The 26,067-nt window shown below is 62.9% G+C and carries 31 protein-coding genes and 2 tRNA genes; 14 read left to right on the plus strand and 19 right to left on the minus strand.

Translation table 11 applies throughout. The annotated features are described in order from the left end of the window. Positions 1-91 precede the first annotated feature (91 nt). Genes EOC94_RS11070 through EOC94_RS11080 form a run of 3 tightly spaced genes read left to right on the plus strand, consistent with a single transcriptional unit; the run spans position 92 to position 3,955 of the window. The gene (locus EOC94_RS11070; RefSeq protein WP_245465538.1) at positions 92-1,015 is read left to right on the plus strand and encodes an ABC transporter substrate-binding protein; all 924 of its coding nucleotides are present in this window, start codon (positions 92-94) and stop codon (positions 1,013-1,015) included. Next, entirely contained in the window at positions 1,008-3,053 is a 2,046-nt protein-coding gene (gene fhuB, locus EOC94_RS11075) for a Fe(3+)-hydroxamate ABC transporter permease FhuB (protein ID WP_127290379.1), read from the plus strand. The genes EOC94_RS11070 and fhuB overlap by 8 nt, the downstream gene beginning before the upstream one ends. A gap of 20 nt (positions 3,054-3,073) precedes the next feature. Next, positions 3,074-3,955 carry an alpha/beta hydrolase-fold protein gene (locus tag EOC94_RS11080; protein WP_127290381.1) on the plus strand — a complete coding sequence of 294 codons (882 nt, stop codon included), beginning with the start codon at positions 3,074-3,076 and terminating at the stop codon, positions 3,953-3,955. 546 nt (positions 3,956-4,501) lie between these two features. Here the strand turns inward: EOC94_RS11080 and EOC94_RS11085 are convergent. The 12 genes from EOC94_RS11085 to EOC94_RS11140 all read right to left on the minus strand — a co-directional run bounded on the left by EOC94_RS11085 (position 4,502) and on the right by EOC94_RS11140 (position 11,997). Further along, complete coding sequence (locus EOC94_RS11085) at positions 4,502-4,942, minus strand: hypothetical protein (RefSeq protein ID WP_095483500.1); 441 nt, start codon at positions 4,940-4,942, stop codon at positions 4,502-4,504. Between the two features lie 259 nt (positions 4,943-5,201). Next, positions 5,202-5,738, minus strand: a complete 537-nt coding sequence (locus EOC94_RS11090) for an MgtC/SapB family protein (protein WP_095483501.1) — start codon at positions 5,736-5,738, stop codon at positions 5,202-5,204. 334 nt (positions 5,739-6,072) lie between these two features. Then, positions 6,073-6,148 (minus strand) — tRNA-Phe (locus EOC94_RS11095). Between the two features lie 198 nt (positions 6,149-6,346). After that, on the minus strand, positions 6,347-6,544 hold the full coding sequence (gene yacG, locus EOC94_RS11100; protein WP_095483502.1) for a DNA gyrase inhibitor YacG: 198 nt from the start codon (positions 6,542-6,544) through the stop codon (positions 6,347-6,349). A gap of 49 nt (positions 6,545-6,593) precedes the next feature. Then, positions 6,594-7,220: a Maf-like protein gene (locus EOC94_RS11105; protein WP_126103674.1), complete on the minus strand. Its 627-nt coding sequence runs from the start codon at positions 7,218-7,220 to the stop codon at positions 6,594-6,596. Positions 7,221-7,247: 27 nt separating this feature from the next. Then, positions 7,248-7,466, minus strand: a complete 219-nt coding sequence (gene infA / locus EOC94_RS11110; RefSeq protein ID WP_006200926.1) for a translation initiation factor IF-1 — start codon at positions 7,464-7,466, stop codon at positions 7,248-7,250. Positions 7,467-7,558: 92 nt separating this feature from the next. Next, the gene (locus EOC94_RS11115; protein ID WP_281032968.1) at positions 7,559-8,023 is read right to left on the minus strand and encodes a low molecular weight phosphatase family protein; all 465 of its coding nucleotides are present in this window, start codon (positions 8,021-8,023) and stop codon (positions 7,559-7,561) included. 1 nt (position 8,024) lies between these two features. Then, the gene (locus tag EOC94_RS11120) at positions 8,025-8,510 is read right to left on the minus strand and encodes a UPF0262 family protein (protein WP_126103672.1); all 486 of its coding nucleotides are present in this window, start codon (positions 8,508-8,510) and stop codon (positions 8,025-8,027) included. A gap of 6 nt (positions 8,511-8,516) precedes the next feature. Beyond that, positions 8,517-9,809: a histidinol dehydrogenase gene (gene hisD, locus EOC94_RS11125; RefSeq protein WP_127290383.1), complete on the minus strand. Its 1,293-nt coding sequence runs from the start codon at positions 9,807-9,809 to the stop codon at positions 8,517-8,519. A 10-nt stretch (positions 9,810-9,819) separates the two neighbouring features. Next, the gene (locus EOC94_RS11130; protein ID WP_127290385.1) at positions 9,820-10,254 is read right to left on the minus strand and encodes a DUF2948 family protein; all 435 of its coding nucleotides are present in this window, start codon (positions 10,252-10,254) and stop codon (positions 9,820-9,822) included. Positions 10,255-10,345: 91 nt separating this feature from the next. Beyond that, positions 10,346-11,638, minus strand: a complete 1,293-nt coding sequence (murA, locus tag EOC94_RS11135; RefSeq protein WP_095483508.1) for a UDP-N-acetylglucosamine 1-carboxyvinyltransferase — start codon at positions 11,636-11,638, stop codon at positions 10,346-10,348. Positions 11,639-11,766: 128 nt separating this feature from the next. Continuing rightward, a complete protein-coding gene (locus EOC94_RS11140; RefSeq protein ID WP_127290387.1) occupies positions 11,767-11,997 on the minus strand; it encodes a hypothetical protein in 231 nt (76 codons plus the stop codon). 159 nt (positions 11,998-12,156) lie between these two features. On the opposite strand from EOC94_RS11140, the gene EOC94_RS11145 reads away from it, so the two are divergent. Beyond that, a tRNA-Thr gene (locus EOC94_RS11145) sits at positions 12,157-12,231 on the plus strand. Positions 12,232-12,341: 110 nt separating this feature from the next. Beyond that, the gene (locus EOC94_RS34070) at positions 12,342-12,518 is read left to right on the plus strand and encodes a hypothetical protein (protein ID WP_185928207.1); all 177 of its coding nucleotides are present in this window, start codon (positions 12,342-12,344) and stop codon (positions 12,516-12,518) included. Between the two features lie 321 nt (positions 12,519-12,839). Here EOC94_RS34070 and EOC94_RS11150 read toward each other — a convergent pair whose 3' ends face one another. Next, positions 12,840-13,730, minus strand: a complete 891-nt coding sequence (locus EOC94_RS11150) for a transglutaminase family protein (RefSeq protein WP_127290453.1) — start codon at positions 13,728-13,730, stop codon at positions 12,840-12,842. Positions 13,731-13,948: 218 nt separating this feature from the next. Between EOC94_RS11150 and EOC94_RS11155 the strand changes: the two genes are divergently transcribed. Continuing rightward, positions 13,949-14,149 carry a hypothetical protein gene (locus EOC94_RS11155; protein WP_095483977.1) on the plus strand — a complete coding sequence of 67 codons (201 nt, stop codon included), beginning with the start codon at positions 13,949-13,951 and terminating at the stop codon, positions 14,147-14,149. A 141-nt stretch (positions 14,150-14,290) separates the two neighbouring features. On the opposite strand, the gene EOC94_RS11160 is transcribed toward EOC94_RS11155, so the two are convergent. Further along, positions 14,291-14,491, minus strand: coding sequence for a CsbD family protein (locus EOC94_RS11160; protein WP_095483513.1), 201 nt, complete (start codon positions 14,489-14,491; stop codon positions 14,291-14,293). A gap of 188 nt (positions 14,492-14,679) precedes the next feature. Continuing rightward, on the minus strand, positions 14,680-14,943 hold the full coding sequence (locus EOC94_RS11165; protein WP_029348484.1) for a hypothetical protein: 264 nt from the start codon (positions 14,941-14,943) through the stop codon (positions 14,680-14,682). 216 nt (positions 14,944-15,159) lie between these two features. Here EOC94_RS11165 and EOC94_RS11170 point away from each other — a divergent pair, with 216 nt between their 5' ends. Further along, positions 15,160-15,444, plus strand: a complete 285-nt coding sequence (locus EOC94_RS11170; protein ID WP_127203583.1) for a DUF3606 domain-containing protein — start codon at positions 15,160-15,162, stop codon at positions 15,442-15,444. Here the strand turns inward: EOC94_RS11170 and EOC94_RS11175 are convergent. After that, positions 15,401-16,402 carry a YihY/virulence factor BrkB family protein gene (locus EOC94_RS11175; RefSeq protein WP_127290389.1) on the minus strand — a complete coding sequence of 334 codons (1,002 nt, stop codon included), beginning with the start codon at positions 16,400-16,402 and terminating at the stop codon, positions 15,401-15,403. The genes EOC94_RS11170 and EOC94_RS11175 overlap by 44 nt on opposite strands. Positions 16,403-16,725: 323 nt before the next feature. Between EOC94_RS11175 and EOC94_RS11180 the strand changes: the two genes are divergently transcribed. The 4 genes from EOC94_RS11180 to EOC94_RS11195 all read left to right on the plus strand — a co-directional run bounded on the left by EOC94_RS11180 (position 16,726) and on the right by EOC94_RS11195 (position 19,748). Beyond that, entirely contained in the window at positions 16,726-17,355 is a 630-nt protein-coding gene (locus EOC94_RS11180; protein ID WP_245465539.1) for an outer membrane protein, read from the plus strand. 341 nt (positions 17,356-17,696) lie between these two features. Further along, positions 17,697-19,010, plus strand: a complete 1,314-nt coding sequence (locus EOC94_RS11185) for an NAD(P)H-dependent oxidoreductase (protein ID WP_127290391.1) — start codon at positions 17,697-17,699, stop codon at positions 19,008-19,010. 103 nt (positions 19,011-19,113) lie between these two features. After that, positions 19,114-19,356: a type II toxin-antitoxin system VapB family antitoxin gene (locus tag EOC94_RS11190; RefSeq protein WP_127290393.1), complete on the plus strand. Its 243-nt coding sequence runs from the start codon at positions 19,114-19,116 to the stop codon at positions 19,354-19,356. Then, complete coding sequence (locus EOC94_RS11195) at positions 19,356-19,748, plus strand: type II toxin-antitoxin system VapC family toxin (protein ID WP_127290395.1); 393 nt, start codon at positions 19,356-19,358, stop codon at positions 19,746-19,748. Before EOC94_RS11190 ends, EOC94_RS11195 begins: the two co-directional genes overlap by 1 nt. Before the next feature lie 15 nt (positions 19,749-19,763). Here the strand turns inward: EOC94_RS11195 and proC are convergent, their stop codons facing one another. The 3 genes from proC to EOC94_RS11210 are packed head-to-tail and all read right to left on the minus strand — an operon-like array spanning position 19,764 to position 22,940. After that, positions 19,764-20,579, minus strand: a complete 816-nt coding sequence (proC, locus tag EOC94_RS11200) for a pyrroline-5-carboxylate reductase (protein ID WP_127290397.1) — start codon at positions 20,577-20,579, stop codon at positions 19,764-19,766. A 41-nt stretch (positions 20,580-20,620) separates the two neighbouring features. Beyond that, complete coding sequence (locus tag EOC94_RS11205) at positions 20,621-21,973, minus strand: O-antigen ligase (protein WP_127290399.1); 1,353 nt, start codon at positions 21,971-21,973, stop codon at positions 20,621-20,623. Further along, on the minus strand, positions 21,942-22,940 hold the full coding sequence (locus EOC94_RS11210) for a glycosyltransferase (RefSeq protein ID WP_126103665.1): 999 nt from the start codon (positions 22,938-22,940) through the stop codon (positions 21,942-21,944). The genes EOC94_RS11205 and EOC94_RS11210 overlap by 32 nt, the downstream gene beginning before the upstream one ends. 174 nt (positions 22,941-23,114) lie before the next feature. On the opposite strand from EOC94_RS11210, the gene EOC94_RS11215 reads away from it, so the two are divergent. The 3 genes from EOC94_RS11215 to EOC94_RS11225 are packed head-to-tail and all read left to right on the plus strand — an operon-like array spanning position 23,115 to position 26,019. Next, positions 23,115-24,287 carry a glycosyltransferase family 4 protein gene (locus tag EOC94_RS11215; protein WP_127290401.1) on the plus strand — a complete coding sequence of 391 codons (1,173 nt, stop codon included), beginning with the start codon at positions 23,115-23,117 and terminating at the stop codon, positions 24,285-24,287. Then, positions 24,284-25,102 (plus strand): WecB/TagA/CpsF family glycosyltransferase, encoded by an 819-nt coding sequence (locus tag EOC94_RS11220; protein WP_127290403.1) that lies wholly within the window; start codon positions 24,284-24,286, stop codon positions 25,100-25,102. The genes EOC94_RS11215 and EOC94_RS11220 overlap by 4 nt, the downstream gene beginning before the upstream one ends. Then, positions 25,099-26,019 carry a DUF6492 family protein gene (locus tag EOC94_RS11225; protein WP_127203590.1) on the plus strand — a complete coding sequence of 307 codons (921 nt, stop codon included), beginning with the start codon at positions 25,099-25,101 and terminating at the stop codon, positions 26,017-26,019. The genes EOC94_RS11220 and EOC94_RS11225 overlap by 4 nt, the downstream gene beginning before the upstream one ends. Positions 26,020-26,067: the final 48 nt, after the last annotated feature.

Raw genomic sequence — 26,067 nt, forward strand, 5'->3', positions numbered from 1 at the left:
TTAAAGTCATGTTTCATAGTCAACCGGTATCGACCGCCGGCAGCCAAATTCCGGAAATGCCCACACCTCGATTGAAGAGAGACCAGGGACCGTGCCTGAGCGTCACATCCAGACGGCCATCCGCCCTCGCAACCGAATGACCCGGCGCGCGGCGCTCGGAATTTTCGCGCTGCCCTTCACCGGCAGCATTGGCCCCTCGACGGTTGAGGCGAAGCCGCTGCGCATCGTCTGCCTGGATGACGGGCTGGCCGAGACCTTGCTCACGCTCGGCGTCAACCCGGTGGCCATTGCCGGTCGCGACGTCTGGGAGAACTGGGTGGTCGAACCACCGCTGCCGCCGGAGATCGCCGATGTCGGCACCTTGCTGGAACCCAATCTCGAACTGCTGCAGCAGCTTGCCCCGGACATCATCCTGTCCATGCCGTATCTCGACGGCATCAAGCCGCTGCTCGAACGCGTTGCGCCGGTGACGACGATCGGGCTCTATACCGAAGCGGGACAGCCCTATCAGCGCGCCATCGAGGCAACCCGCCAACTGGCCGGGCTTGTCGGCAAGGAAAGGGAAGGCGAAGCGCTGATCACGGCGACGGACGCCTATTTTTCAGAAGTTCGCCGGGAACTGGCGCCGCTTTCGGGGCGGCCGATCTATGTCGTCAGCTTCTTGGATCCGCGCAATGTACGCGTCTACGGCAGGAAAAGCCTGTTTCAGGAGGTGTTCGACCGTATCGGGCTGCGCAACGCCTGGACGGGCGAGACCAACTATTGGGGGTTTTCGACCGTCGGCATCGACGGCCTGGCGACCGCGAGCGACGCGCGCCTTGCCTATCTCGAACCCTTGCCCGAGGGCGCCGGCGGCACGCTGACCGAAAGCCCGGTCTGGAACGCCATGCCCTTCGTGCGCAACCGGTCGATCATGCGTCTTCCCGCCGTCCTGATGTTCGGCGCGCTGCCGTCCGCCACCCGTTTTGCCCGCGTCCTGGCCAAGGCGATGACCGGGGAAGCTGCCCATGGCTGACGACCCAGCAGCCTTGGCGGAAGACAGCAGACTGGCCGGCCGGAGATGGTCGCGCCGCATCTTCGGCAATCAGCCCGTGGCCGCGATCCTGCTCTGCGCGATGCTGTCGGCGGCAGCGGTTGCGGCAACCGTTTCCAATCTCACCGTGCAGCTGCCTTCGGCACTTTGGCTGCAATCGCTCACCGCCCCTGATATCGACGACATGCGGCAGGTTCTCGTCCACTATGCATTCCTGCCCAGGCTTGCGGTCAGCCTTTTGTGCGGTGCCGCCCTTGGGCTAGCCGGAACCGTTCTGCAGCAGGTCTTGCGCAACCCGCTGGCCTCGCCGGAAACCGTCGGCGTCTCGGCCGGCGCCTATCTGGCTCTGGCCTTGGCGACGCTTCTGGCACCCTCCCTGCTTGCCTACGGCCGCGAATGGGTGGCGCTTGCCGGCGCTTTTGTCGCCATATCGGCCGTCTTCGCTCTGTCCTGGCATAAGGGCCTGTCGCCGCTTTCCGTCGTGTTGGCAGGGCTGGTCGTCAGTCTCTATGCCGGCGCGGTTGGAGCAGCCCTAATCGTGCTCCGGCACGAATGGCTGACCAGCCTGTTTATCTGGGGCGCCGGGTCGCTCGGCCAGCAGGACTGGACGACGACGCTTTGGCTGTTGCCGCGCATCGGCGCTGCGGCTTTGGTGATCGGCCTCATGGTGCGGCCGCTCACCCTGCTTGGCCTCGACGATGAAGGCGCGCGCAGCCTCGGCGTTCCGCTTGGCGTGTATCGTTTCGCTGGGCTGGCTGCTTCCGTCGCGCTCATCGCTTTCGTCGTCGCTGCTGTCGGCGTGGTCGGCTTCGTCGGCCTGGCGGCGGCGTCCCTTGCCCGCATCGGCGGTGCGCGCCGGCTGAGCCAGCGGCTGGTCATGGCGCCGCTCATAGGTGCAGCGCTTCTGTGGGCCGCCGACCAGGCGGTGCAATTGGCGACCGGGGCGCAGGGCGACCTGCTGCCGACCGGCGCGATCACAGCCCTTCTCGGCGCACCGCTGCTGCTGTGGCTGCTGCCACGCCTGGCGCTTGGCCTGGAGATTCCGGCGCTCACCGAGGAGCGCCTGCCCAGAACAGGCCGGCCCGGCCTAGTGCTGGCGACGATTGGCCTGCCCCTGCTTCTGTTGCTTGGGCTGGCCTTGCTCTATGGACCGGGGCCGGACGGTTGGACGTTCGCCTTCGGCGACCAGTTGCAGCCCTTGTTGTCGTGGCGCTGGCCCCGCGTGTCCGCCGCGCTGGCAGCCGGCGCTATGCTGGCGCTTGCCGGGCTGATGATGCAGCGGCTGACCGGCAATCCGATGGCCAGTCCCGAGGTGCTCGGCATCAGCGCCGGTGCGGCGCTCGGCATGATGGTGGCGCTGTTTTCGCTCGCCGATGCGGGCCGCCCGGCCCAGACCGCGGCGGCGACCGTCGGCGCATTTGCCGCTCTGCTGGTGACGCTGGCGATCGGGCGGCGCGCCGCCTATGCGCCGGAGCGCTTGCTGCTCGCCGGCGTGGCCCTGACGGCGCTGTTCGATGCGCTGATCCTGGTGCTGACCGCCACCGGCGACCCGCGCGCCGTGAAGCTCCTCAACTGGCTTACCGGCTCGACCTATGGCGTCGATGCCGGTGCCGCGCTTCTGACCGGCGCCATCGCTTTTTGCCTGTTGCTGCTCGCGCCGCTTTTCCTGCGCTGGCTGGATATGCTGCCGCTTGGGTCCTCCGCCGTCCAGTCGCTCGGCGTCGATGTGCCCAAGACCCGGCTTCTCGTACTGCTGATGGTTGCTGCTCTCACCGCCGCATCGACGCTGATCGTCGGCCCGCTGACCTTCATCGGCCTGATGGCGCCGCATCTCACCCGCCGCCTTGGGATCGCCCGTGCGCTGCCGCAAGCCGCCGGCGCGGTGCTGGTCGGGGCTTTGATCATGGTCGCCGCCGACTGGATCGGCCGCACCGTCATCTTCCCGCGCCAGGTTCCGGCCGGGCTCGTCGCCACGCTGATCGGCGGCCCGGTGCTGATGTGGTTGCTGCGCCGCCGCTGATCCCGATGCAAGAGGCGCCCATGTTCGAACGACTGATTTCGACACCCGCATTGATCGCCGACACCACAGTCCACGATCTTGCTCCTATGCATGGCGGCGATCCCTACCGGATATTCCTGCATGTGCCGGCAAAGCCAGAGCCACAGGCCGGCTGGCCGGTTCTCTACATGACCGACGGCAACGCCGTGATCGCCACCGCCGTCGATGCCATGCGCGCCCAGGCGGGTTACCCGCTCGGCACCAATGTCGAGGAGGGGATCGTCGTCGCCATCGGCTATCCCGTGGCGGGCGCCTACGACCCGCTCAGGCGGTCATGGGATCTCGGACCGCCGCCCGGCAAGACCTATCCGCCATTCCATGATGGTGGCCCGGAGGTCAGGACCGGCGGGGCGGAAGAGTTCCTCGCCTTCATCGAGGACGAATTGAAGCCGTGGGTGGCGAACCGCACCAGGATCGACAGTGGCCGGCAGGCGCTTTACGGCCACTCCTTTGGCGGGCTGTTTGCGCTCTATGCCCTGTTCACTCGCCCTCTCGCCTTCCAGACCTGGATTGCTGCCAGCCCGGCCATCTATTGGGAGGATCGCCTCATCGACCGCTTTCTCCAGGCGTTCGAAGCCGCCGTGCCGGGTGGCTTGAGGACGCAGGTGATCCTCTCGGCCGGCGAATACGAGACGGAAAAGCTGGCGCCGTTCCAGATCGGTGCTGCGGATGAAGCAAAGCGCCTGGAGCACAAGAAGCTGACGCGCACCGACGAATTCGCGCGGCAGATGGCGGAACGCCTCTGCGCGATCCCTGGACTGAGCGCCGGTTTCGAGCTGCATGCCGGCGAAAACCACATGTCCATCCTGCCGGTCACGGTCAACCGTGCCGTTCAAGCGGCATTCGCGGTGCATCGTCCCTAAACGCAGATGCTCGGGGCGCGCCAACGCGGCACCGAGGGCGCCTCTTCCGATCGCAGATCCGTGTGTGCCCGATATGAGGTCCGCTTGAGGTGACTATCGGGCCTGGCGACGGTGGCGCGCAAGTCTCGCCCTCGCAGGGCTTGCTGGAGATGTCGGTGGCGAAGATTGGCCGGCGCCACTTGGGGGGGCGTTGGGGTAAGTTTGCCTGATAGGCGCCGGCCAGGCGGAAATCAGGTCCACCGCAAGGGAATATAGCAGGCGTGGCGAGCGATGGCAGTGGTGTGATCGCGGAAGGTCGTTTGCGCTTTCCCGGTGCGGTGACCCATTATGGGTCAATATGTCTGGCATCTGAATTGCACCGCAGGCAATGCCGGGTAACACCCCGGCATCGTCCCCGAATATGGGGCCTCGCCGCTTCGCAAATGGAGCGGCGGGCCTTTTTTGCCAGCGCATCAACTGCGAATTGCAAAATCGCACTTCAGTTGGATTCAACCATCGGCCCGCCACTGTGAGCGCGGCGCCACCGGATATCAATGGCAGCGTTTGTCATTCGGCGCGAGCCGGGGGCAGTTCGAACAGGTTGGCGCCATTCTCCTGGCCTCGCTCGACATAGCCTATTATTCGAAACCATTTTGCGACGTCCGGTCTCTGGAGCCAGCTGCGTGAGTGAATGGGGAGGTTGCCGGCGAGCGCCTGGATATGGCGAATGTGCCGCTTGCAGAAGCGAACGGTCGCGGCGCTGAAGAAATCCTCCTGCGCGGCGAACAGCGTATCAGCAGCGTCGCTATGCTCGTGCCACGCGATGATCGCCACGGTCTTTTCACCCTGGACCAGCGCATGAGCACGGCCTTCTTTCAAATTCATCATCAGATTGTCGTACGCGATCTTGCTGTCCTTGCCGGCCGCGGCGTACTCATCCGATATCCGCTTGGACAGATCACGGAAAAGAGCTTCCAGATCTCCAACCGTTGCTGCGCGTGCTCTCATTTCTCCTCCTAGAGCCCAGAGGTAGTTTGCCCTAAGGATAGGGGATCACCAAGCAAATCGATTCCGCCATCTGCCCAATGCGAGCAAAGATGTTTCGCCGGGCGAGGCCGGCTGTGTTGGAAAATGGTGTCCAGAGGTGGATTCGAACCACCTCTGGGGTCGAATTTCTCCAGGCAGGCGAGGGATATGACGCGCCAGAGGCCAGCTTGGGATCCGTCACGCACGCCGCGGTTCGTCCTTTGCACGCGGGGCGTTGTCCTCAGCCTTTGCGCCGCTTGGACTTATCTTCTTCCGACATGGGCTTTCCTTGTTCGGTGCTCTCGCCAATCCCGGACTTGGCTGCCAAACTATAAAGAAGGCCTGCCACGACAAGCACCAAAAGCGTGCCGAGGGCCGCCACCTGCCACAGACCGAGCCCGCACGCCACGCCAATTGCGCCGGACAGCCACATGCCTGCACCGGTCGTCAGCCCGTGGATCTCGCCTCTCGAAAACAAAATCGATCCGGCGGCAAGGAACGCGACGCCAGCGGTAACCGCCTCGACAACACGAATCGGATCCACCTTCACCGATTCCTGCAGAAACATCGGCGCGTGAACGATTTCAATCGTCAGAATACCGAAAGTAGCCGCTGCCACGCAGATCAGGATATGGGTGCGAAGGCCAGCAGGCCGATTTCGCCATTCGCGTTCGAAACCGATCGCAGCACCGAAGATCGACGCCAGTAGAAGCCTGGCCGCAATAACCGGAAACGGGACGTATGTCGGATGGCCGAATTCTTGGAGGAGTTGTTGCATGAGTAACCCGGGCTGACCGGACACAACGTGCTCGGACCGGCCAGGTTCCCCAAGGTTTGCCGGAGGGAGCGCCGGCCTCCACCTTATGGCGCACGATCCGATCGACACGCTGGGAAAGGCCCGGCACGATATGCTCATCAAGGCGGAATGCAGTTGCGGCAATGTCCGCTATTGCCGTTCGGCCGACCTGACGATGGTGTATGGCGGCGGGTTCGGTCCGCTAAAGCTGGAGTTCGATTGCAGCCGGTGCAAGCCGGAGATCAAAGTCACGCTGCTCGAAGTTCATCCCGAACCACAGCTTTTTCATAAGTTTCTGAATTTATTTGGGAAAAATTGGTGCCCAGAGGCGGATTCGAACCACCGACACGCGGATTTTCAGTCCGCTGCTCTACCAACTGAGCTATCTGGGCCTGTTCCGGCACGCGGGCAGTGTTGCACACCGGATTTCTTGAAAGCGCCGCAGGCGCCCCTTGAAAGCGCGTGGGTTATAGCACGGGAATCCGGCCTGTCCAGCGCTTAAGCGTTGATTTCGAGCGGGAGACCAGCAGTTGTTCGACAGGCTGATTCATGGGCCACGGTCGGGACCAGCGGACTGCTCTGAACGGGCCTCATTTGGGAGGGTCACCGTCCGTTTCGTCCTCGTCGTCGCGGGCCGAAATGACGTAGGCGCCCTTGAGCCAGCGGTTGAGGTCGATGTCCTTGCAGCGTGTCGAGCAGAATGGATAGGTCTCGCGCGCCGACGGCTTGCCGCATTCGGGGCATGGCCGCTTGGGGCGCAGCGGCGTGACTTTGTCGTCCGAGCTCATGGCCGCCCCGAACTTATAGCCGCTCCGAAACTCATGGCCACCCCGAAACTCATGGCCGAACTGACTGCCAGTTGGCGTGCACCTTGAACCCCTCGCCAGTCAGAAGCGCCACCGTCTCATAGAGCGGCAGGCCGACGACGTTGGTGTAGGAGCCGACAAGCTTGACGACGAAGGCGCCGGCCAGCCCCTGGACGGCATAGCCGCCGGCCTTGCCTCGCCATTCTCCCGAGGCCACATAGGCGTCGATCTCGGCGCGCGGCAACCGCTTGAAACGCACCCTGGTCTCGACCAGCCGCTGGCGCAGCTTGCCGGCCGGCGTGATCAGGCAGATGCCGGAATAGACCCGGTGCGAACGGCCGGACAGCAGCCCGAGGCAATTGGCGACGTCGTCGAACGTTTCGGCCTTGGGCAGGATGCGCCGGCCGACGGCGACCACCGTGTCGGCGGCCAGCACGAAGCTGGGCGCATAGTCCTCTTCCGTCTGCAGTGAGCCCAGCGCCTTCTCGGCCTTTTCCTTCGACAGGCGCTTGGCCAGCGAGCGCGGATGCTCGGCGCGCAGCGGCGTCTCGTCGACACCGGCCGGCAGCACGCGATCCGGCTCGATGCCGGCCTGCTGCAACAGCTCGATCCGGCGCGGCGAACCCGAGGCAAGCACGAGCTTCTGCAAAATGCTCATCGCGATCCCGGCCGAACTCTGACGATCTTACTTGAAACGGTAGGTGATGCGGCCCTTGGTCAGGTCGTATGGTGTCATCTCGACCAGGACCTTGTCGCCGGTCAGCACGCGGATGCGGTTCTTGCGCATGCGGCCGGCCGTGTGGGCGATGATCTCGTGTTCGTTTTCGAGCTTCACCCTGAACATCGCGTTGGGCAACAATTCCGTGACGACACCCGGAAACTCGAGGACTTCTTCCTTCGGCATTCGATACCTTTGCTTGGATGGGGATTCCCAGCGCCCCGGCCGGAATTTGGGCGGAACCTATATGATAATCGTGCGCTTGTGAACATGCTTAATCAGCGCGGTTTTTTTGCTTCCGGCGCCAGAAAACGGCCGCCGATCCGCGCCTTTAGCCGTTCGCGCACTTCACGATAGGCGGCCATGATCTGCTCACGCGTGCCGCCCACGCCGGTCGGGTCCGGCATCGGCCAGTATTCGACGTCGACGGCAAGCGAGCGGGTAAGCTCGAGCGCGGTGTGATGCGCCTCCGGCGACAGCGTGACGATCAGGTCGAAATAGTCGTCCTCAAGATCGTCCAGTGTCCTCGGGTGTCGTCCACCCAGCGAAAGCCCATCCTCGGCCAGCACGGCGTCGACGAATGGGTCGCGTTCGCCGCCGCGCACCCCGGCCGACGCCACGAAAGTGGTCGCCGGAAGCATTTGGCGCGCCAGCATCTCGGCCATCGGCGAGCGCACGGCGTTCATGCCGCAGACAAACAGGATCGAGCGGGGCAGGATCGAGCGGGGCAGAGGGGCTGGCAGTTCAGCCTCGCCAGTGCAGCACGCAGACCAGCGTGAACAGCCGGCGCGCCGTGTCGAAATCGATATCGATCTTGCCGGCCAGCCGGTCCATCAAGGTCTGCGAGCCATCGTTGTGCAGGCCGCGCCGGCCCATGTCGATCGCCTCGATCTGGCTGGGGGTCGAGGTGCGGATGGCGTCGTAGTAGCTTTCGCAAATCATGTAATAGTCCTTGACGATGCGCCTGAGCGGCGTCAACGACAGGATGTGGGTGACGACCGCCGTGCCGTCCTCGCGCGTCACCGCGAAGACCAGGCGGGATTCGGCCAGCGACAGTTTTAGCCGGTAAGGCCCGGCGCCGTCGTCATTGACCGGCTGGAAGCGGTTCTCCTCGATGAGGTCGAAGATCGCCACCGCCCGCTCATGCTCGACATCGGGCGTCGAACGGCCGATCGATTCGTCGAGTTCGACATCGATCAGCCTGCCATGGGTTCGATCGTAGTCGGACATGTCAGTCTACATGTTCAGCCGTATGGCGACGGAGCGTCCATGCGCGTCGAGGCCTTCCGCCTTGGCCAGCGCGATGGCCGCCGGCGCCAGCGCCCGCAACTGCTCCGGCCCGAGCTTCAGGATCGAGGTGCGCTTGACGAAATCGAGCACCGACAGCCCGGATGAGAAGCGCGCCGAGCGCGCCGTCGGCAGCACGTGGTTGGAGCCGCCGACATAGTCGCCAATCGCTTCCGGCGTGTGGCGGCCGAGAAAAACAGCACCTGCATTGCGCATCCGCGCCAGGAAGGCTTCCGGCTCGTCGATCGCAAGCTCGACATGTTCGGCCGCGATGCGGTCGACCAGCGGCAGTGCTGCCTCGATTTGGGGAACGAGGATGACGGCGCCGAAATCGCGCCAGCTCGCCGCCGCCGTCTCGGCGCGCGGCAGGCTTTTCAACTGGCGCTCGACCGCCTGTTCGACCGCCGCGCCAAAGGCGGGATCGTCGGTGATCAGGATCGACTGCGCCGACACGTCATGCTCGGCCTGGGCAAGCAGGTCGGCGGCGATCCAGTCCGGATCGTTGCTGCCGTCGGCCACGACAAGCACTTCCGAAGGCCCGGCGATCATGTCGATGCCGACCGTGCCGAAGACCTGGCGCTTGGCCGCGGCGACATAGGCATTGCCGGGGCCGACGATCTTGGCGACCGGCTTTATCGTCTTGGTGCCATAGGCCAGCGCCGCGATCGCCTGCGCGCCGCCGACGCGGTAGATTTCGGAGACGCCGGCGAGGTCGGCGGCCACCAGCACCAGCGGCGGCACCCCGCCGCCGGAGGCAGGCACAACCATGGCGATGCGCTCGACGCCGGCGACCTTGGCTGGGATGGCGTTCATCAGCACCGAGCTCGGGTAGCTCGCCGTGCCGCCCGGCACATAGAGCCCGACCGCTTCGACCGCCGTCCAGCGCGAGCCGAGCTCGACGCCGGCGGCGTCCGTATAGCGGTCATCCTGCGGCAGTTGCCGCTGGTGATGGGCGCGGATGCGCTCGCGCGCGAATTTCAGCGCTTCGATCGTCTGCGGATCCGCTGCGTCGTACGCCTTGGCAATGTCATCCTCGGAGACGGCAATGCCGAGCTTGATCAGGTCGCCGCCGCCGAATTTTTGCGTGTAGTCGACCAGCGCCGCGTCGCCCTCGGCGCGCACTCGTGCGATGATCTCGCGCACCACGGCATCGACATCAGCCGAGACTTCCCGCTTGGTCAAAAGGAACGCGGCAAAACGCTGCTCGAAATCGGCATCGGACAGGCGAAGGGTGATGGCCATCTTGCGCTGCTCAGGCTCTGTGGAAGGGGCGCGAGGTCGCTTCCCAGGCACCACCGATGTCGGCGAGCCGCGCCTCGATGCACTCGACATCGAGCATGATCGCGCCACCGCCTGAAAAGATCAGCTCGACAATGCCGGCCGGCTTGTCGAGGGCGAGAAAGCTGATCGCCAGCAGCGACAGCACCTCATCAGGCTTGTCGCGGGCAATGCCGCTGGTCTTGGCGCCCAGCACCCGGTCGAAATGCAGCACACTTTGCCGCCGCTCATTGTGCTGACGGAACAGGCCCGATTTCGCCTCCCAGACGAAGCGGTTCATGGTCACCACGAAGCGCTTGGCCGCCGGCATGTATTCGAGGTCGCCGACCTTCAGCACGGCGTCCTGGATATGGGCCGAGACGATGCTCAGATCCTGATCGTCGAGCGCGACAAGCTTGAGAAGGTTCATGCGGATTTCGCACCTGAAAGTTGACAATTCAACCTTCTGTTAGGCGGTCTTTTCGGCCCGCGCAACCGCACTACGAAGCCAGTGAATTTACCTAGCCGGAAATCCGCTCGATCACCGCGCCGCAGCCGGACAGCTTTTCTTCCAGCCGCTCGAAGCCGCGGTCGAGATGGTAGACCCGGTTGACCGTGGTCTCGCCTTCGGCCGCCAGGCCGGCGATGACCAACGACACCGAGGCGCGGAGGTCGGTCGCCATGACCGGGGCGCCCTTCAGCTTCGAGACGCCGTCGACGATCGCCGTCTGGCCGGAAAGCGTGATGTGGGCGCCGAGCCGGGCAAGCTCCTGCACGTGCATGAAGCGGTTCTCGAAGATCGTCTCGGTGATGCGCGATTTACCCTTGGCCATGGTCATCAGGCCCATGAACTGCGCCTGCAAATCGGTCGGGAACGCCGGGAAGGGCGCCGTCGCCACGTCCACCGGCGCAATGCCGGCGCCGTTGCGCCTGACGCGGATGCCGGAATTGGTCTGCGTGATCTCGGCACCCGTCTGGGAAATCACGTCGAGCGCGGTCTGCAACAGGTCGGCGCGTGCGCCTTCGAGCACGACGTCGCCGCCGGTCATCGCGACGGCCATCGCATAGGTGCCGGTCTCGATGCGGTCGGGTATCACCCGGACGCGCGCGCCCGACAGCGCTTCAACGCCGTCGATGGTGATGGTCGCGGTGCCGGCGCCGGAAATCCTGGCGCCCATGGCGTTGAGGCAATCGGCGAGGTTGACGATCTCGGGCTCGCGGGCGGCGTTTTCGAGCACCGTCTCGCCTTTGGCCAGCGACGCCGCCATCATCAGCACATGGGTGGCACCGACCGATACTTTCGGGAAGACGTAGCGGTTGCCGACAAGACGGCCGTTCCTGGTCTTGGCGATGACATAGCCGGTGTCGACGTCGATATCGGCGCCAAGCACCTGAAGGCCTTCCAGGAAAAGATCGACTGGGCGCGTGCCGATGGCGCAGCCGCCGGGCAGCGAGACCTTGGCCTCGCCCATACGGGCAAGCAGCGGGCCGATCACCCAGAAGGATGCACGCATCTTCGACACCAGCTCGTAGGGTGCCGTGGTGTCGACGATGTTGCGGGCGGAAAAATTGATGGTGCGCGAATAGCCTTCTTGCTGCTTTTCACGGCGGCCGTTGACCGAATAGTCGACGCCATGATTGCCGAGGATGCGGATAAGCTGCTCGACATCGGCCAGGTGCGGCACGTTTTCCAGGGTCAGCGTGTCGTCGGTCAAAAGCGAGGCGATCATCAGCGGCAGCGCGGCATTTTTCGCGCCCGAGATCGGAATGCTTCCGGCAAGCTTGTTGCCGCCGACAATTCTGATGCGATCCATGAAAGAACGTCCCCTCGGCCGAAAGGCCGGTTTTCAATCGGTTGAGTCTGTTGTGGCCGGTCTAGACCATTGGCCGGCTTGGTTCAAGAAACAGGATTCCCACCCTGGACCCAGCCTGTTGATATAGGTCAATCCTTTTGTTTTTCCCTTAACGGACTAAGCCCGTCAGGCTGCCTGTCGGCGTCGCCAGCGCGCCGCTTGTCGGCGTCGCCAGCGCGCCGCGAGCGCGACTGCGCCTTGCGCTTCTGCAGATTCGCGCGCAATTGCTCGGCAAGCCGGCTCTTGCGGTCGGCCTTTTTCGGTTGACTGTCCTTCTTCGATGGACCGCCCTTGTCAGGTGGAATTGTCGTGTCGTTCATGGTCCCGTCCCGGGCGGTGATGCGCCAGCCGCTATTCAGGGATAGCCAACATTGTGGCGGTGCCATGTCCGGAAAAGCCGTCGGAGCGGGCTTTCACAGATGGCTTGCGCTTGGCCTTGCGCTTGCCGGTTCTATATGGCAGAAGCCCCGCCATCAGCGGCTGCGGTAGCTCAGTGGTAGAGCACTCCCTTGGTAAGGGAGAGGTCGAGAGTTCAATCCTCTCTCGCAGCACCAGATTTCCCGAAGATTTTCAATAGTGCGCTTCGCCTAGTCATTTCTTCTTTCCGGCGCCAGCAGGCGAACGAAGAAGTGCCGGTATGTCTCCCGTCAGCTAAAAAGACGCGATGCCTGTTGTGGTCTTAATCGGATTGTTCGCGCTCTTGGCGATCGGCAAATTGCTCGAGCCGCTGATCGGTGAGGTCGGTTTCTTTTTGTTGATCGGTACCGGGCTGCCCTGCATCATGGCCGCCTACTATTATGCTTGGGACCTTCGGAACCGAGACAAGTTTCGCAAAAAGTGACGGGCAGCCTGCCGAGCGCAAGCTGATGCTGGGTCAATCCTAAGCCGGATCCTGCTACAATACCGTATGGCCGCTCGCATAGTGGTTATCCTGGCGCTTCTTGCCGCCTTCGCCTACGGATTCGCAATACTCGTGGAACGTTATGGCGACGCTGGCGACAAGCCCTCTCCGTGTGAAAAATGGCCACACCCTGATTGTCCAGTCCCAAGCGCGCCTCCTCAGGAAGAAACTAAGCCTTGAGCAGGGCGCAGCCTTAAACGTCAGCGTTGATATGCCGTGACAGCGGGTTCGCGGTAACAACCCGCAAAACATTAGAGAGTGCTAATTTCCATTGGTGCCGGCTTCCTTCGCCACCTTGACCTCCACCGTCATGCCGAGAAAACTCGACGCGCTGCCGGAGTAGCTTCCAGAAAGAGGGATGGCTTGCTGCGGATGCCTGGCGACAGCCACTCTGATCAGATCCCGGTTGCCGACAATGCCATTGGTGGGATCGAATTCGACCCAACCCGCGCCAGGCAAATAGACCTGGCACCACGCATGCGTCGAACCGCCGCCGAGGACAGAAGCGCTGTCGCGGTTCGGCACATAGACATAGCCAGTCACAAAACGGGCGGCAAAACCCAGCGAACGAACCGCTTCCATCATGAACAACGCAAAGTCCCGGCATGTGCCTCGACGCAGGTGCAACGTCATGAGCGGCGGTTGCGTCCCTGGTTCAGTTCGTCGGGAATACACAAAGCTCTCGTGGATGGCGTAGCAAAGCGTCATCAACAATTTGCCCGTCTCGGTGTGCCCTCTGGCACTCACGAACTGTCGCGCCCATTTGCCGATCTCGTCGCCGTCATCGAGATGATGGCGCTCCATGGTTTGAGTGAGGTCGGTTGCCTCGTCGGGATCATAGGAGAAGGGATAACTGAGTGCCGCTTCATCGATCCGGAAATCAGGCGCATGCTGCGGTGTGTGATCGAGCCGAATGTCTGTCACGAAACGCAGTTCGTCTTCGGAACCCTTGAAGTCGACCACCGCAACGCAGTTTCCGAAAACGTCGTGGATCCAGCGAATCTCTTTGGGCTTGGGGTTCACAAACAGCGCGTGATCGAGAAGTCGCTGATCGAAACTATCGCGCGGCCTGAACATCAGCCGGTGCTCGCCGAACGTCACCGGTTGCGTGTAGCGATAGACGGTCGTGTGCTTGACTGAAAAAATCGGCATTGGCTTGCGTCGACCACCTGCGATATCAGCGCAATCATATAATCTTTTTCGATGTGCAGCGGACAAAATGGAGTCCTCCGCCTCGACCGGATCGCATCAGGCACCGTAGGCCTAAGCCTTTTGCAATCTCCAATTGGTAGACTCTCTCAATGCCCCGGAACTTAATCTTTGCGCCAAGGAGGGGCCAAGGCGAGGAACGTCGCAAACGGGAGGAAATAATGAACGAAGACTACGATCTGGCCATAGGTCACGACAAGCCCTACGAAATAGCTGCTTTCGCTGAAAAGCATGGCCTTACGATAGGGGCTGCCGAGCTGATCCTTTTCGCCTACAGCCCGTCCCGAGCGGCGTGCGATACTGCTGCAACGGCTTTCCTCACGGCAGTCGCCGCACAAGCCAACAGACAATCGGCGCGCTAGTTCTCGTTCCGAACATCCTGAAAGCGACAGTGGCGTAGATCACCTCGCCACCATCGCCTACACGTCGCCCGCCGCTCATTTCGGAGCGGCAGGCTTTGGAAAGGCTGCGCCGATCTGTGGCGCAGCCTTGATTCTGAACGCTCAGGTGAGGCTTCTGGACCAGTCGTCTATCTGGCGCTCTGCCTCTTCCTTGGCGATTCCATACCGCTCCTGAATACGCCCTGCGAGTTGGTCACGATTGCCCTCGATGCGATCAAGGTCATCGTCCGTAAGGTCGCCCCATTGCTCCTTGGCCTTGCCTTTGAACTGCATCCATTTTCCCTTGATTTGATCCCAATTCATGGATTCCTCCTTTGTCGTCTAGAGGAAATGCAATTGGACACCACACGTTCCCGAGCAGCGGATCGCCCATGACGATTATTGTTGGCGAGCAAAAAGCCGCCAGCCGGAGCCGGCGGGGCGAATTGGAGCAGGGGAGCGAATGGAACCATCCGCGTCTTGAAACTCGACAGAAAGGTTCCCCAGCGGGATCAGCTGGCGCGCGCCAAGGCGATCGATATGACGTTATCTGCATCCGCCCCCGGTAGATCGAACAGCATCGGGAGTTGGCGGGTCATGGCCATTTCAACGATCAGCTCTTCAATGGAAGCTGTCGGCAGGTCGGTCTCGACACTATTCGAGATCATCGAGGCAAGCTTGTGGACTGGCACTGGTGCCGACTTCGCACGGTCGTCGAGCAACCTGCTGATTTCGATTACAACGTCTGCGTCAATGCTCTTTGGCAATTCGCGCATGGCTTTTCCTCCCTGCCCATATCATGCGCGTGCCAGAGGGCTGAGTCTCGAAAAATCGACGTATGGAACCGAAGGCGCGCGTCGGCCGATTGCTTTGCTGCGTTAGGGCTGCGGCGAAAAAGCGGAGTGCACTGGTGTCGCATGCGGCAACGAAATCGCCCCTTTTGCGTTGGCCAATCATGCATCGTGAGCAAACGTGACCAAAGGAGAGTAAGCATGACAGCCGACGCGGCGAAGCTCTATCCCCGCCACCGGGATCGGATCTCCGGCAGCGAGGACTACATAGTAGCGCATTTTGCCCGGCAAAACGGCATCACTCCAGCGCAAGTCCATCAGTTGATCAAGAGATATGGAAGCAACCGCGCCAAGCTGGTGGCGGCGGCGAAGGAACTTCGCACGTCGCTTCGATCGGATGTCCCCAAGCCGCTGCTAGGCTCGGGCCGCCGCGCCGGACGTCTCAACGCCGGTGTTGATGCCAGAAATGGCTTAGAAACGCGGTGAGCAGACTGCTGAAAACAATCCAGCCGAGGATTTCGTTTTCAGACTTTTCAATCCTGGCCGCCGTCGCCAGCTTCTGTTCGCGATCACTTGCTTTGATGGTCGCCTTCAGATCGGATCGGCTGCCGTATCGAACCGAGTAGGCTCGTGTAAATTCGGCGCCCAGCAGAAAGATCTCGGACGAATAAAAGACCCACAACAGCACGACGAGCAATGCGCCGGCTGCGCCGTATGACGATGCGGTCGCGCTTGCTCCGATATACCAGCCGATCAGCGACTTGCCGATCGTGAAGAGAAACGCCGTCACCACGGCGCCGATGCCAACGTCTCGCCATCGCAGCGCGCGGTCGGGCAGGACCTTGTAGATTGCCGCGAACAAAAGCGCGATCAGGGCAAACGAGACGATCCCGTTGATTGTACTCAGGATAATGGTGCCGAAGGGTAGATATGCGTTGATGATTTCGCCGAGCGCAGAAATTGCGGCGCTCGCGACCAGGGACACCAGGAGCAGGAAGCCAAGCGCGGCGACGAGCCCGAGGCTTGCGGCGCGGGCCCGCACAAGCCCGGAAATCGATGTCTTAACCGGTTTGACTTTCCAGATTTCGTTCAGCGCAAGCTGCATTTCGCCGAACACGCCGGATGCGGTGACGAACAGCGTGACGAGCCCCAGGATGGCAGCAAGAGTGCCCGCCGTCCGTTGGGAGGCGTTTTCGATCGTCGCTTGCAAAAGCTCCGCGCTCTGCGGCCCCATCAGGCCCGCGAGCTGGGCCGAAAGGGCAAGTTGCGCCGCATCGTTTCCGAAGGCCAGGCCAGCGATAGCGACAACGATGAGCAGGATCGGCGCGAGCGAGGTTGTGGCATAAAACGCCATCGCTGCGCCGTGACTCAGGGCGTTGTCATTGATGAAGCCGAGGACGCTCTCTGCAAGGAGTGCCCAGCCCTCTTTCGCCAGATTCCACATGTTTTGCTCACCTGCTTCTCAGCAAGCAATTAGAGGCAGCACGGCAGCGGACCAGAGCAGCAAATGGGAGAAGTCCTGGTCCGTTTGGATCCGGGGGCTAGGTGATGGATCTTGAGTTGTTTGGCGAGGTGCCACTGCTACGACGAGGAGGTAGCAGGCGGCGGAGATTGCAGACCTGGGAGCGGGCGTGCGGTTCCCCTTTACGGCAATACGGCCAGAGTTCGACGTGCTGAATGTTTTCCCGCAGCGTTGCAGTTCAGCAACAGACTTCGGGGAGATAGCCGGCTACTGTGGGGGATATTCTGGAGCCGAGGAGGGGTGCCATGTTTTCCATCAGACGGACTGCTTTGACCGCCACGATGCTGCTTGCCTGGGGCGGATGCGCTCTCGCGGCAGACCCAGTATATGAGGAGCCCGTGGTCGCTTCAGTCTATGACTGGAGCGGTGTCTACCTTGGCGTGCAAGGCGGATATGGCTGGGCTGATGCGGATGTGACGATTTTCACCAATCCACCACTTGTTGGAACGGCCGATCTGGACGGAGCATTTGTTGGAGCGCTTGCCGGCTATAATTTCCAGTCCGGGAATTTCGTGTTCGGTGTCGAGGGTGACATAAACAAGAGCTGGATCGAGCTCGACGATGATGACGGGGACGCCGAGATCGACTGGTTCGGGTCCGTGCGCGGACGTGTGGGCTACGCTTGGGATCGCACCTTGCTTTTTGGCACGGCCGGTATTGCTTTTGCGCATGGCGAAGTGTCTACGGTTGTGGAAGATGACGATATGAGCTTCACCGGCTGGACCGCGGGGCTCGGCGCTGAACATGCTTTCACCGACAACTGGCTTGGACGGGCCGAGTATCGCTATTACGATTTCGGCACGGAAGACATCACGCGCGGGGAAGTCGACCTGACGATGCACACCGTCTCTGTAGGCCTCGCATACAAGTTCTAGTCTAAACGACGCCAGCAGACGAACCGACTGCGGTCCCTGGACGACCCAAGCCGGCCTCAGGCAATTGAGCGCAGGCTTGGGCACCGTCGTCGCTCTGACGGCAGCATGACTGCGGTGTGGGCGTGAACTCATTTTGTCATGCCAACCTCGCCTGAGACCCTGTCGGGCGCGCCGCGCCGACAAGGACGTCTCCTCATCTCTGAACAGTATCTAGGCTGAACACTATCCGGTCGTGGCGTGAGAGCCAGCCACAAGAAATTGCCGACGGCGGCCGGTTTCGTTGGCAAAAGGTTACCGTTCCCTGCTATTCCCCCTTCAAATCAAAAGCAGTGGACTTGCGCATGACCAATGTCGCCCTGACCGGGCTTGCCCGCGATCTCGCCAAGCGCGCCGCGGAAGGCCGTCCGGTGCGCATCGGCGTCATCGGCTCCGGCGAGATGGGCACCGACCTGGTGACGCAGGGCATGCTTATGCCGGGCATTTCGGTGTGCGCCGTTTCGACCCGGCGCCCGCACACGGCACGTGACGCCGTCCGCATCGCCTATGGCGACGAGGCGATGGCACGGGAGGCCGATACGCCGTCGAAGGTCAGCGAGGCGATCGAGAGCGGCAAGATCGCCATCACCTCGAACGAGATGCTGGTGACCAACCCGCTGATCGACGTGGTGATCGACGCCACCGGCAAGCCAGGGGTCGCCGCCGATTTTGACCTGATGGCGATGGAGCACGGCAAGCATCTGGTGATGATGAACGTCGAGGCCGACGTCACCATCGGCTGCTATTTGAAGCAGCAGGCCGACCGGCTCGGCGTCGTCTATTCGGTCGGTGCCGGCGACGAGCCGTCGAGCTGCATGGAACTGATCGAGTTCGCCTCGGCGCTCGGCTACACCATCGTCTCGGCCGGCAAGGGCAAGAACAACCCGCTCAACCACGACGCCGTGCCCGATGATTATCGCGCGGAAGCGCTGCGCCGCAACATGAACCCGCGCATGCTGGTCGAGTTCGTCGACGGATCCAAAACCATGGTCGAGATGTGCGCCATCGCCAACGCCACCGGGCTGGTGCCTGACATTGCCGGCATGCATGGCCCCAAGGCCGATCGCGATGAATTGGCCAAGGTGCTCATCCCGCGCGCGGATGGCGGCATCCTGTCGAAGAAGGGCGTCGTCGACTACACCATCGGCAAAGGCGTGGCGCCCGGCGTCTTCGTCATCGTCGAGGCGACGCATCCGCGCATCATCGAGCGCATGGACGATCTGCATATCGGCCACGGCCCGTATTACAGCTTCTTCCGGCCCTATCATCTGACCTCGCTGGAAGTGCCGCTCACCGCCGCCCGAATAGCGCTCTATGGCAAACCGGACATGGTGCCGCTGCCGAGGCCGGTTGCCGAGGTCTGCGCCGTGGCCAAGCGCGATCTGGCGGCAGGAGAGATTTTCGATGCGATCGGCGAGACCTGCTACCGCTCGTGGACCATGACTGTCGAAGAGGCCCGCGCCAACCGCGCTGTGCCGGTCGGCCTGCTCGAAGGCGGCAAGGTGCTGAGACCGGTCAGGAAGGGCGAGCTGCTGACATCAGGCAATGCCGCGCCCGACCCGACGACTAGGCTGTTCGCCTTGCGCCGGCTGCAGGACGAAATGCTGTATGGGGCTTGATGCCGTCGAGAGTGGGAGCTGTCGGACGGCTTTCCCGAGCACGCTGGTATTGTCATGACAAACTCTCTATATTGTAGTGACAGCGAAGGCGGAGGCCGATTACATGAATCTTCAGATCAGGGACCCGCGCGCACGCGAACTGGCGCGAGAGCTTGCTGCCAAACGAAAGATTTCGATGACCGAAGCGGTCATCGAAGCGCTTGAATCCGAATTGAAGCGGGAAAGCGGACGCATTCCCCTGGCGGCGCGGCTAGCAGCCATTGCCAACGACTTCCAGGCCAAGGCAGGCCAGGGCGGTCGGGCTGTGACGAAGGATGAGATCGACGAAATGTGGGGGCATTCCTGATGTTCGTCGACACCTCCGTGGTTGTCGCGATTCTTTCAGGAGAAGAGGATGCCGACGAGTGGAGCAACCGCATCGAGGCAGCGCCCGCAAGGATAACTTCGGCGCTGGCCGTGCTTGAAGCGGCGATGCGGCTTTCAACGATGCTCGCCGTCCAGCCGGTTGTCGCCGGCGACGCGATAGAAGCGTTTCTTCGCGAGGCTGAAATCGAAATCGTGCCGATCGACGCCGGCGATGCAACGCTCGCGATCCAGGCGTTTTCAAACTATGGAAAGGGGCGTGGCCATCCCGCCCAGCTCAACTTAGCCGACTGCCTTTCTTACGCCTGCGCAAAAAGTCATGGCTCCGCACTGCTCTATAAGGGTAACGACTTTTCGCATACCGATCTCGCGTAATCCGCGAAGCCGAACCTACTTCCCCAACTCGATCGACCTTAGCCGCGCCGCTTCCACCGCTTCGGTGAGCAGGTGGGTCAGCCGGTCCTCGCCCATCAGCACGGCCAGCGCGGCGGCCGTGGTGCCGTTCGGGCTGGTCACCTGCTGGCGCAGCACGCCCGGATCTTCGCCGCTTTCGGCGGCGAGCGAGGCGGCGCCATAGACCGTCTGCATGGCCAGCAGCCTGGCGGTTTTGGTCGGCAATCCGGCCCTCTCGGCCGCCACGGTCAGCGCTTCGATGAAATGGAATATATAGGCGGGGCCAGACCCGGATACCGCCGTCACCGCATCCATCAGGCCTTCATCATCGATATCGGTCACTTCTCCGCTCGCCGAAAGCAGATCGGCGACGAAACGTTTGGTGTCGTCGGACACCAGCCTGTTGGAAAACACCACCATCATGCCCTTGCCGATCGCCGCCGGCGTATTGGGCATGCAGCGCACGATCGGCGCGCGGTCGCCTAGAATGCCCTCGAAGGTGGCGACCGGCGTTCCGGCGGCGATGCTGACGAAGGTGGTGCGGCCATCATTGAAGCGCTTGTAGGCGGCGGTCACGTCGCGGATCACCTGCGGCTTCACCGCGATGACGACGACGGCCGGCACCGCGTCCGCTGGAATGCCGCCGGCATCCGCGGCGGCATCGCAGCCGAGCGCTTCGGCGCGCTTGCGCAGATCGGCATTGGGCTCGACCACGAAAACCGCCGCCGGGGGGAGCTTGCCCGATTTCAGCCAGCCCGAGAGCATGGCGTAACCCATATTGCCGCAGCCGGCGAGAACGAGCCTGATCGTCATGGAAAACCTCCGCTAAAAGGTTCTCCCATAGACGCTCGCGACTAGGCGGGAAAGCCCTCTTGGGACGAATGGGGTCGGGACGAACCCTGGACCGCCATAGGCCGCAGCGACACCTGCCGGAGGCCGAACAGGCCGAACACGAAGAACAGCCAGACCGGATCGGCGCGATGGAAGAAGAAGCTTTCGAGGAAGGCGTTCAGCGCTGCGAACAGCACCACCATCATGAAGAAGTCGCCGAGATAGATGTTTTCCTTGCGCAAGGGAATGCGCATGTAATCGCGCAGCGGTGCGATCAGGAAGGTGTAGACCGCCACGCAGAGCGCCGGGATGCCCATCAGCACCGCGATGTCGAGATAGCCGTTATGGCCATGCACGATGGTTCGGATGTCCCAGGCCCGGTCGAAGGGCTGATCCTGGTTGAGCAGCAGCGGCGTGCCCCAGAAGCTCTCGTAGCCGTAACCGGTCCATGGACGCTTCGCCAGCATCTCGCCGGCGAACTCCCACAGCGTCGTGCGTCCGGTGTAGGTCAGGTCGGGGAAATAGAGTGCCGCCAGATGCTTCACCGGCGGCAGGAAGACGATGCCCAGCGTGCCGATCGCCGAGGCGATGATGGCCAGGGCGAACAGGATCGGCGTGCCGAGCCGCATGCCAATCAGGCTCGGCAGCACGACGATCAGGATCGAAAACGGCACCAGTCCCGCGGTCGTCTTGGAACCGGTGTGCAACATGAAGATCACCGCCGCGCAGAAGATCGACGCGCCCCATAGCCGCTGTCCGCGCCGATAGAGGTACAGCCCGGCGAAACTGAAGCAGGCCATGACAGGCCCGGCGATGTTCTTGTGGGTGAACACGCCGCGCCACAGGCCGGCATGTTCCGGCTCCAGCGAAGCGGTGGTGTGCAGCGCCTCGTGCGGAAAGACGACTAGGCCGACATAGGAGAGACCCATGACGACGACGGTGGTAAAGATGATGACTTTCGAGAAAGCCTCGGCGTCACGGGTCAGCGCCAGGATCGTCGCCATTGTCAAAATGCCGAGCAGCGTGAAGGAGGCGGCGCGCATCGCCGTCGGCGGGTCGGTTGCCATCACCACCGACAGCACGAGGAAAGCCAGCATCAGCAGCCAGGACGGGCTGAGCAGCGAGCGCACCACGCGCGGGTCGGCGAAAGCCATCAGCGAGAAGATCGAGATGGCGCCGAGCGAGCCGAAGCCGAGCTGGTTGACGATGTCGCCGCCGTCGCCGGTCATTTCGGCGCCGGCCGGCTGGAAGGGACGGAACGACACCAGGACGACGGTGAACAGCAGCGCCGCGATCGCGGTCGCCACGCCGTCGCGCGTGAACGCCGTGCTGAGCGGCGCGCGCTCAGTTCTTCTCAGGTTGCCGGTATTGCTCATTGGCATATCCGAATTCGGCAAGCACGCGGCCGAGGGCGACATGAATGGGGTATAAGGCGGCCGCCGATGATCCCGTCCGCATCAGCCTGGCCGCGCCGCGAAACGGCGAGGCGGCAAGCAGCGCCAGGCTCTTTAGAAATACCTTGGTGCCGGCGAACGGCGTGCCAGCCCGTTTCTTCTTCTCGACCAGTGTCGAGATGACGCCATTGCGCAGGCTGCGGGCGCGGATCCAGTCAGCTTCGACGCGCCGGGCCGGGACGCTTTCCCGCACCTGCGCCTCGGCGCACCAGCCAAGCACAAAGCCTTTTTGTGCTGCCCGGCTCAGGAAATCGGAATCGCCGCCGCCTATAAAGTTGAATTTCAGGTCGAGGAAGGGCGGCCCCATGGCGGTGAGCACGTAACGCCCAACCAGCAGATTGCCGGAGGAATAGAGCGCGGGCACACGCCCGGTCTCTCGGTAGGGTGGCGCAAAGACCGGATGCTCGGCCCATCTGGCATGGGCCGCGTCGGCAAACACAGGCCTTTGCGGGCCGCCGACGATGTCGGCACTGAACGTCTCGGCCGCCTTGCACATGCGCTCGAGCCATTGCGGATCGGCGATCTCGTCATCGTCGATGACCAGCAAGTGCCTGAAATTTGGAAAGTGCAGGATCGCCGTCTGCCAGCCGGCATTGTAGGCGCTGCAATTGCCGCGCTCATGCGCAATGATGACCATGCCTGATATCGCGCCGCGCTCGAACAGCGGCAGCGCCGCCCTGGCGCCGGCGCGCGCCTCGGCCTCGTTCTCAATGACGATGATTGCGAAGCGTCTGCCGGTTTGCTGGGCCTTGAGCGATGCCAGCGTCGCCAGCAGCTGCTCGGGCCGTTTGAAGGTCGGCAGCGTCACGACCGCCTCGACGGCCGTCGTGACAAGCCCCGGAGAGCGCCCCGCGATCGATACCGAATCGTCCGATGGCAATGGGATCATCCGTGTTCAGCCCGGGATGGTGAGTTTGGTTCTTGATAGCATCGCGACGATAACGTTTCGTTAATCACCTTTCGCGGACAAGCCCGCAAATCCGCGACTCCAGGCCGCCAAATACCTTCACTTAATCAACGCTTCACCGCGCTTTGCTAGCTGTATCCGCTCAGGATAGGTGAGATGCATCTGCTGTTCGCCACATCGATCGTGCCCGACGGCGCTCTTGCCTCGGGCTATGAGATTGCCAATGCCGCGATCATCGCCGCGTTGCGGCGTGCCGGCGCGCGCGTCACCGTGATCGGCTTCACCTGGCCTGGCAAGCCTGCAAGCGATCCGCAAAACACCATCGTGCTCGGTGCGGTCGATGTGCGCACCGAAAGCGCATCATCGCTGCAAAAGCTCGCCTGGGTTGCTAAGGCGATGCTCTCCGGCCTCACTTTCGCATCGGTCAAGCTGCGCGTGGTCTCCGACAGCGAGGTCCAAGCCGCCGTCGAGCGTGCCGGCCCTTTCGACGGCTATGTCTTGAATTCGGCGCAGTTCGCCGGCGCCTTCGAAAGCCTCTTCGGCGACCGGCCGTCGATCTTCGTCGCCCACAATGTCGAGCACAGTTCGGCGCTGCAGAACGCCGCTGCTGCCGGCAGTCTCTTCCAGCGCATGTTGTTTCGCCGTGAGGCCAAGCTGCTCAAGGTCATTGAAGCACGGCTTTGCCGCCGGGCACGCTTCGTCTTCACGCTGGCCGAGGAAGATCGCTCAGCGCTCGGCGTCGGCTCCGACGATCGTTCGGCGATGCTGCCGCTGGTGACTTGCGCCGAGCCGCCCGCGCAAAAAACCCTGCGCCGTATCGATTGCGACGCGGCGTTGATCGGCACCTGGACCTGGCAGCCGAACCGCATCGGCCTCGATTGGTTCCTGGACAAAGTGGTGCCGCATCTCAGGCCGGATTTCCGGGTCAGGATCGCCGGCAGCGTGCCGCCGGGCGTCATTTCCACGCATCCCGGTGTCGAATTCGTCGGCCGCGTGCCGGACGCGCAGGCCTTCGTGCGCAGTGCCGCCGTCATCCCGCTGATCAGCACCTCCGGCAGCGGCGTGCAGCTCAAGACCATCGAGACTTTCGAACTCGGCCTGCCTTCCGTCGCCACCAGCCATTCGCTGCGCGGCATCGATCATCGCCCGGTCAATTGCGTCGTGGCCGACGATCCGGTCGCCTTCGCCGGCGCCCTGGAAGCCGCGACGGCCAATGTCAGGGACGTCGACGGAAGCGCTTTCCACCGCCGGCAGGTGAAAGCGCTCGATGCCGCAATCAGGCTCGGCCTGAAAAAGCTCGATCCCATCAGGCAGGAGGTGTTCGCGTGAACATGCACACCGCCCGCGCCGCATTCGGGGTCGACAGGTTGAAATCGATCCTCGGTATATCCGTCCTCGCCATCCGCTGGGACGATGCGGTCGCTCTGCTGACCCGATTGATTGCGGAGCGACGCTTCACCAAGGTCAGCTTTCTCAACGCCCACAATGCCAATGTCGCCTACACGGAGCCGGTCTTTGCCGAGGCGCTCGACGATTTTCTCATCCTGCCTGACGGTGTCGGTGTCGATCTGGCGGCGAAACTGCTCTACGGAACGTGGTTTCCCGACAATCTCAACGGCACCGATTTCATCCCTGCTTTCCTCCAGTCGTCCGCCAGGCCGCTGACCGTGGGGCTGCTCGGCGCGACGCAGGCCAACGCCGAGGCGGCATCGAAGAAGCTGGCAGCGCTCGCGTTGCAGCACAGATTCGTGGTCATCCACGACGGCTATTTCTCCCCCGCAGAGGATCCGGCAATCGTCGATCGCATCGCCAGATTGCGGCCGGACGTGCTGCTTGTCGCCATGGGCGTGCCGCGCCAGGAATTGTGGATCGCGCGCCACATCGATGCGCGCCACTGCACACTGCCGATCGCCGTCGGCGCGCTGCTCGATTTCCTGAGCGGCGCGGTGCCGCGGGCGCCGCTGTGGATGCGCCGGCTCAGGCTCGAATGGCTGTTTCGGCTGTGGATCGAGCCGGGCCGCCTCTGGCGCCGCTATGTCGTCGGTAATCCTGTGTTTCTGTGGCGCGTCATTGGCCAGAAATTCTTGCGCAGGCCCGCCCCTGCCAGATCAGGCCGCGGAGCAGGCTCCGGAGTGGGCCGTTGAACAGCCGGTTCGTGCCGAGCCCTGCCGCCGCCCCCGATGTCCTTCGCCGGACGCCGACGGCGGCGGTCGTGACGGCAAGCTATGCGCCGGATTTGGAGCGTTGTCGCCTGCTGTGCGAAACCCTCGACCGCTACGTTTCCGGCGTGGCGCACCACTATATTCTTGTCGAGCATCGCGACGTGGCGTTGTTTCGCCAGTTGGAGAACAGCCGCCGCACCGTCGTCGACGAGCGGGACCTGTTGCCGCGCTGGCTGCACGCCTTCGACGATCCACTGAGCCTGTTCCGCCGGCGCATCTGGCTCAGCCTGAAGACCATGCCGCTGCGCGGCTGGCATGTGCAGCAGCTTCGCCGCATCGCGATATCAGCGCGTGCCGGGGAAGACGTGCTGATCTTCTGCGATTCCGACGTGGCGTTCCTAAAACCTTTCGACTGCAGCGCCTTCTGGCGCGATGGCAAGGTGCGTCTGTTCCGCCGCGACGGCGTGCTGTCCGAAGGCCATGAGGAACACCGGATCTGGTCGCGCAATGCGGGCTCGGCGCTCGGCATCGAGCCATCAGAGGTTTCCACCCACGATTACATTTCGACGCTGATCGCATGGCGCCGCGAAACAGTGACCGCCATGTGTGCCCGGATCGAGAAGGTCCATGGCCGCAACTGGGTCGAAATCGTCGGTGCGGTGCGCAAATTCTCCGAATGCATGATCTACGGCCGCTATGTCGACGACGTGCTCGCCGGTGCCGGCCATTTCCACGGCTCGGAGGAATTCTGCCGCGTCCACTGGACGGGCGAAGCGCTGTCGGATGACGAGTTCCGCCGCTTCGTCGCCGCCATGGCGCCGGAACAGGTGGCCATCGGCATGCAGTCCTTCATCGGCACGGATATCGGCCGAATCCGCCGCCTGATCGGGCTCGACTAGTCCTTGGGTCAGACCCTGAACGACCGGTTTCGACCCCTTGCCGTTTTG

It is taken from the genome of Mesorhizobium sp. M6A.T.Ce.TU.016.01.1.1 (assembly GCF_003997065.1).
Classification (GTDB): domain Bacteria; phylum Pseudomonadota; class Alphaproteobacteria; order Rhizobiales; family Rhizobiaceae; genus Mesorhizobium; species Mesorhizobium mediterraneum.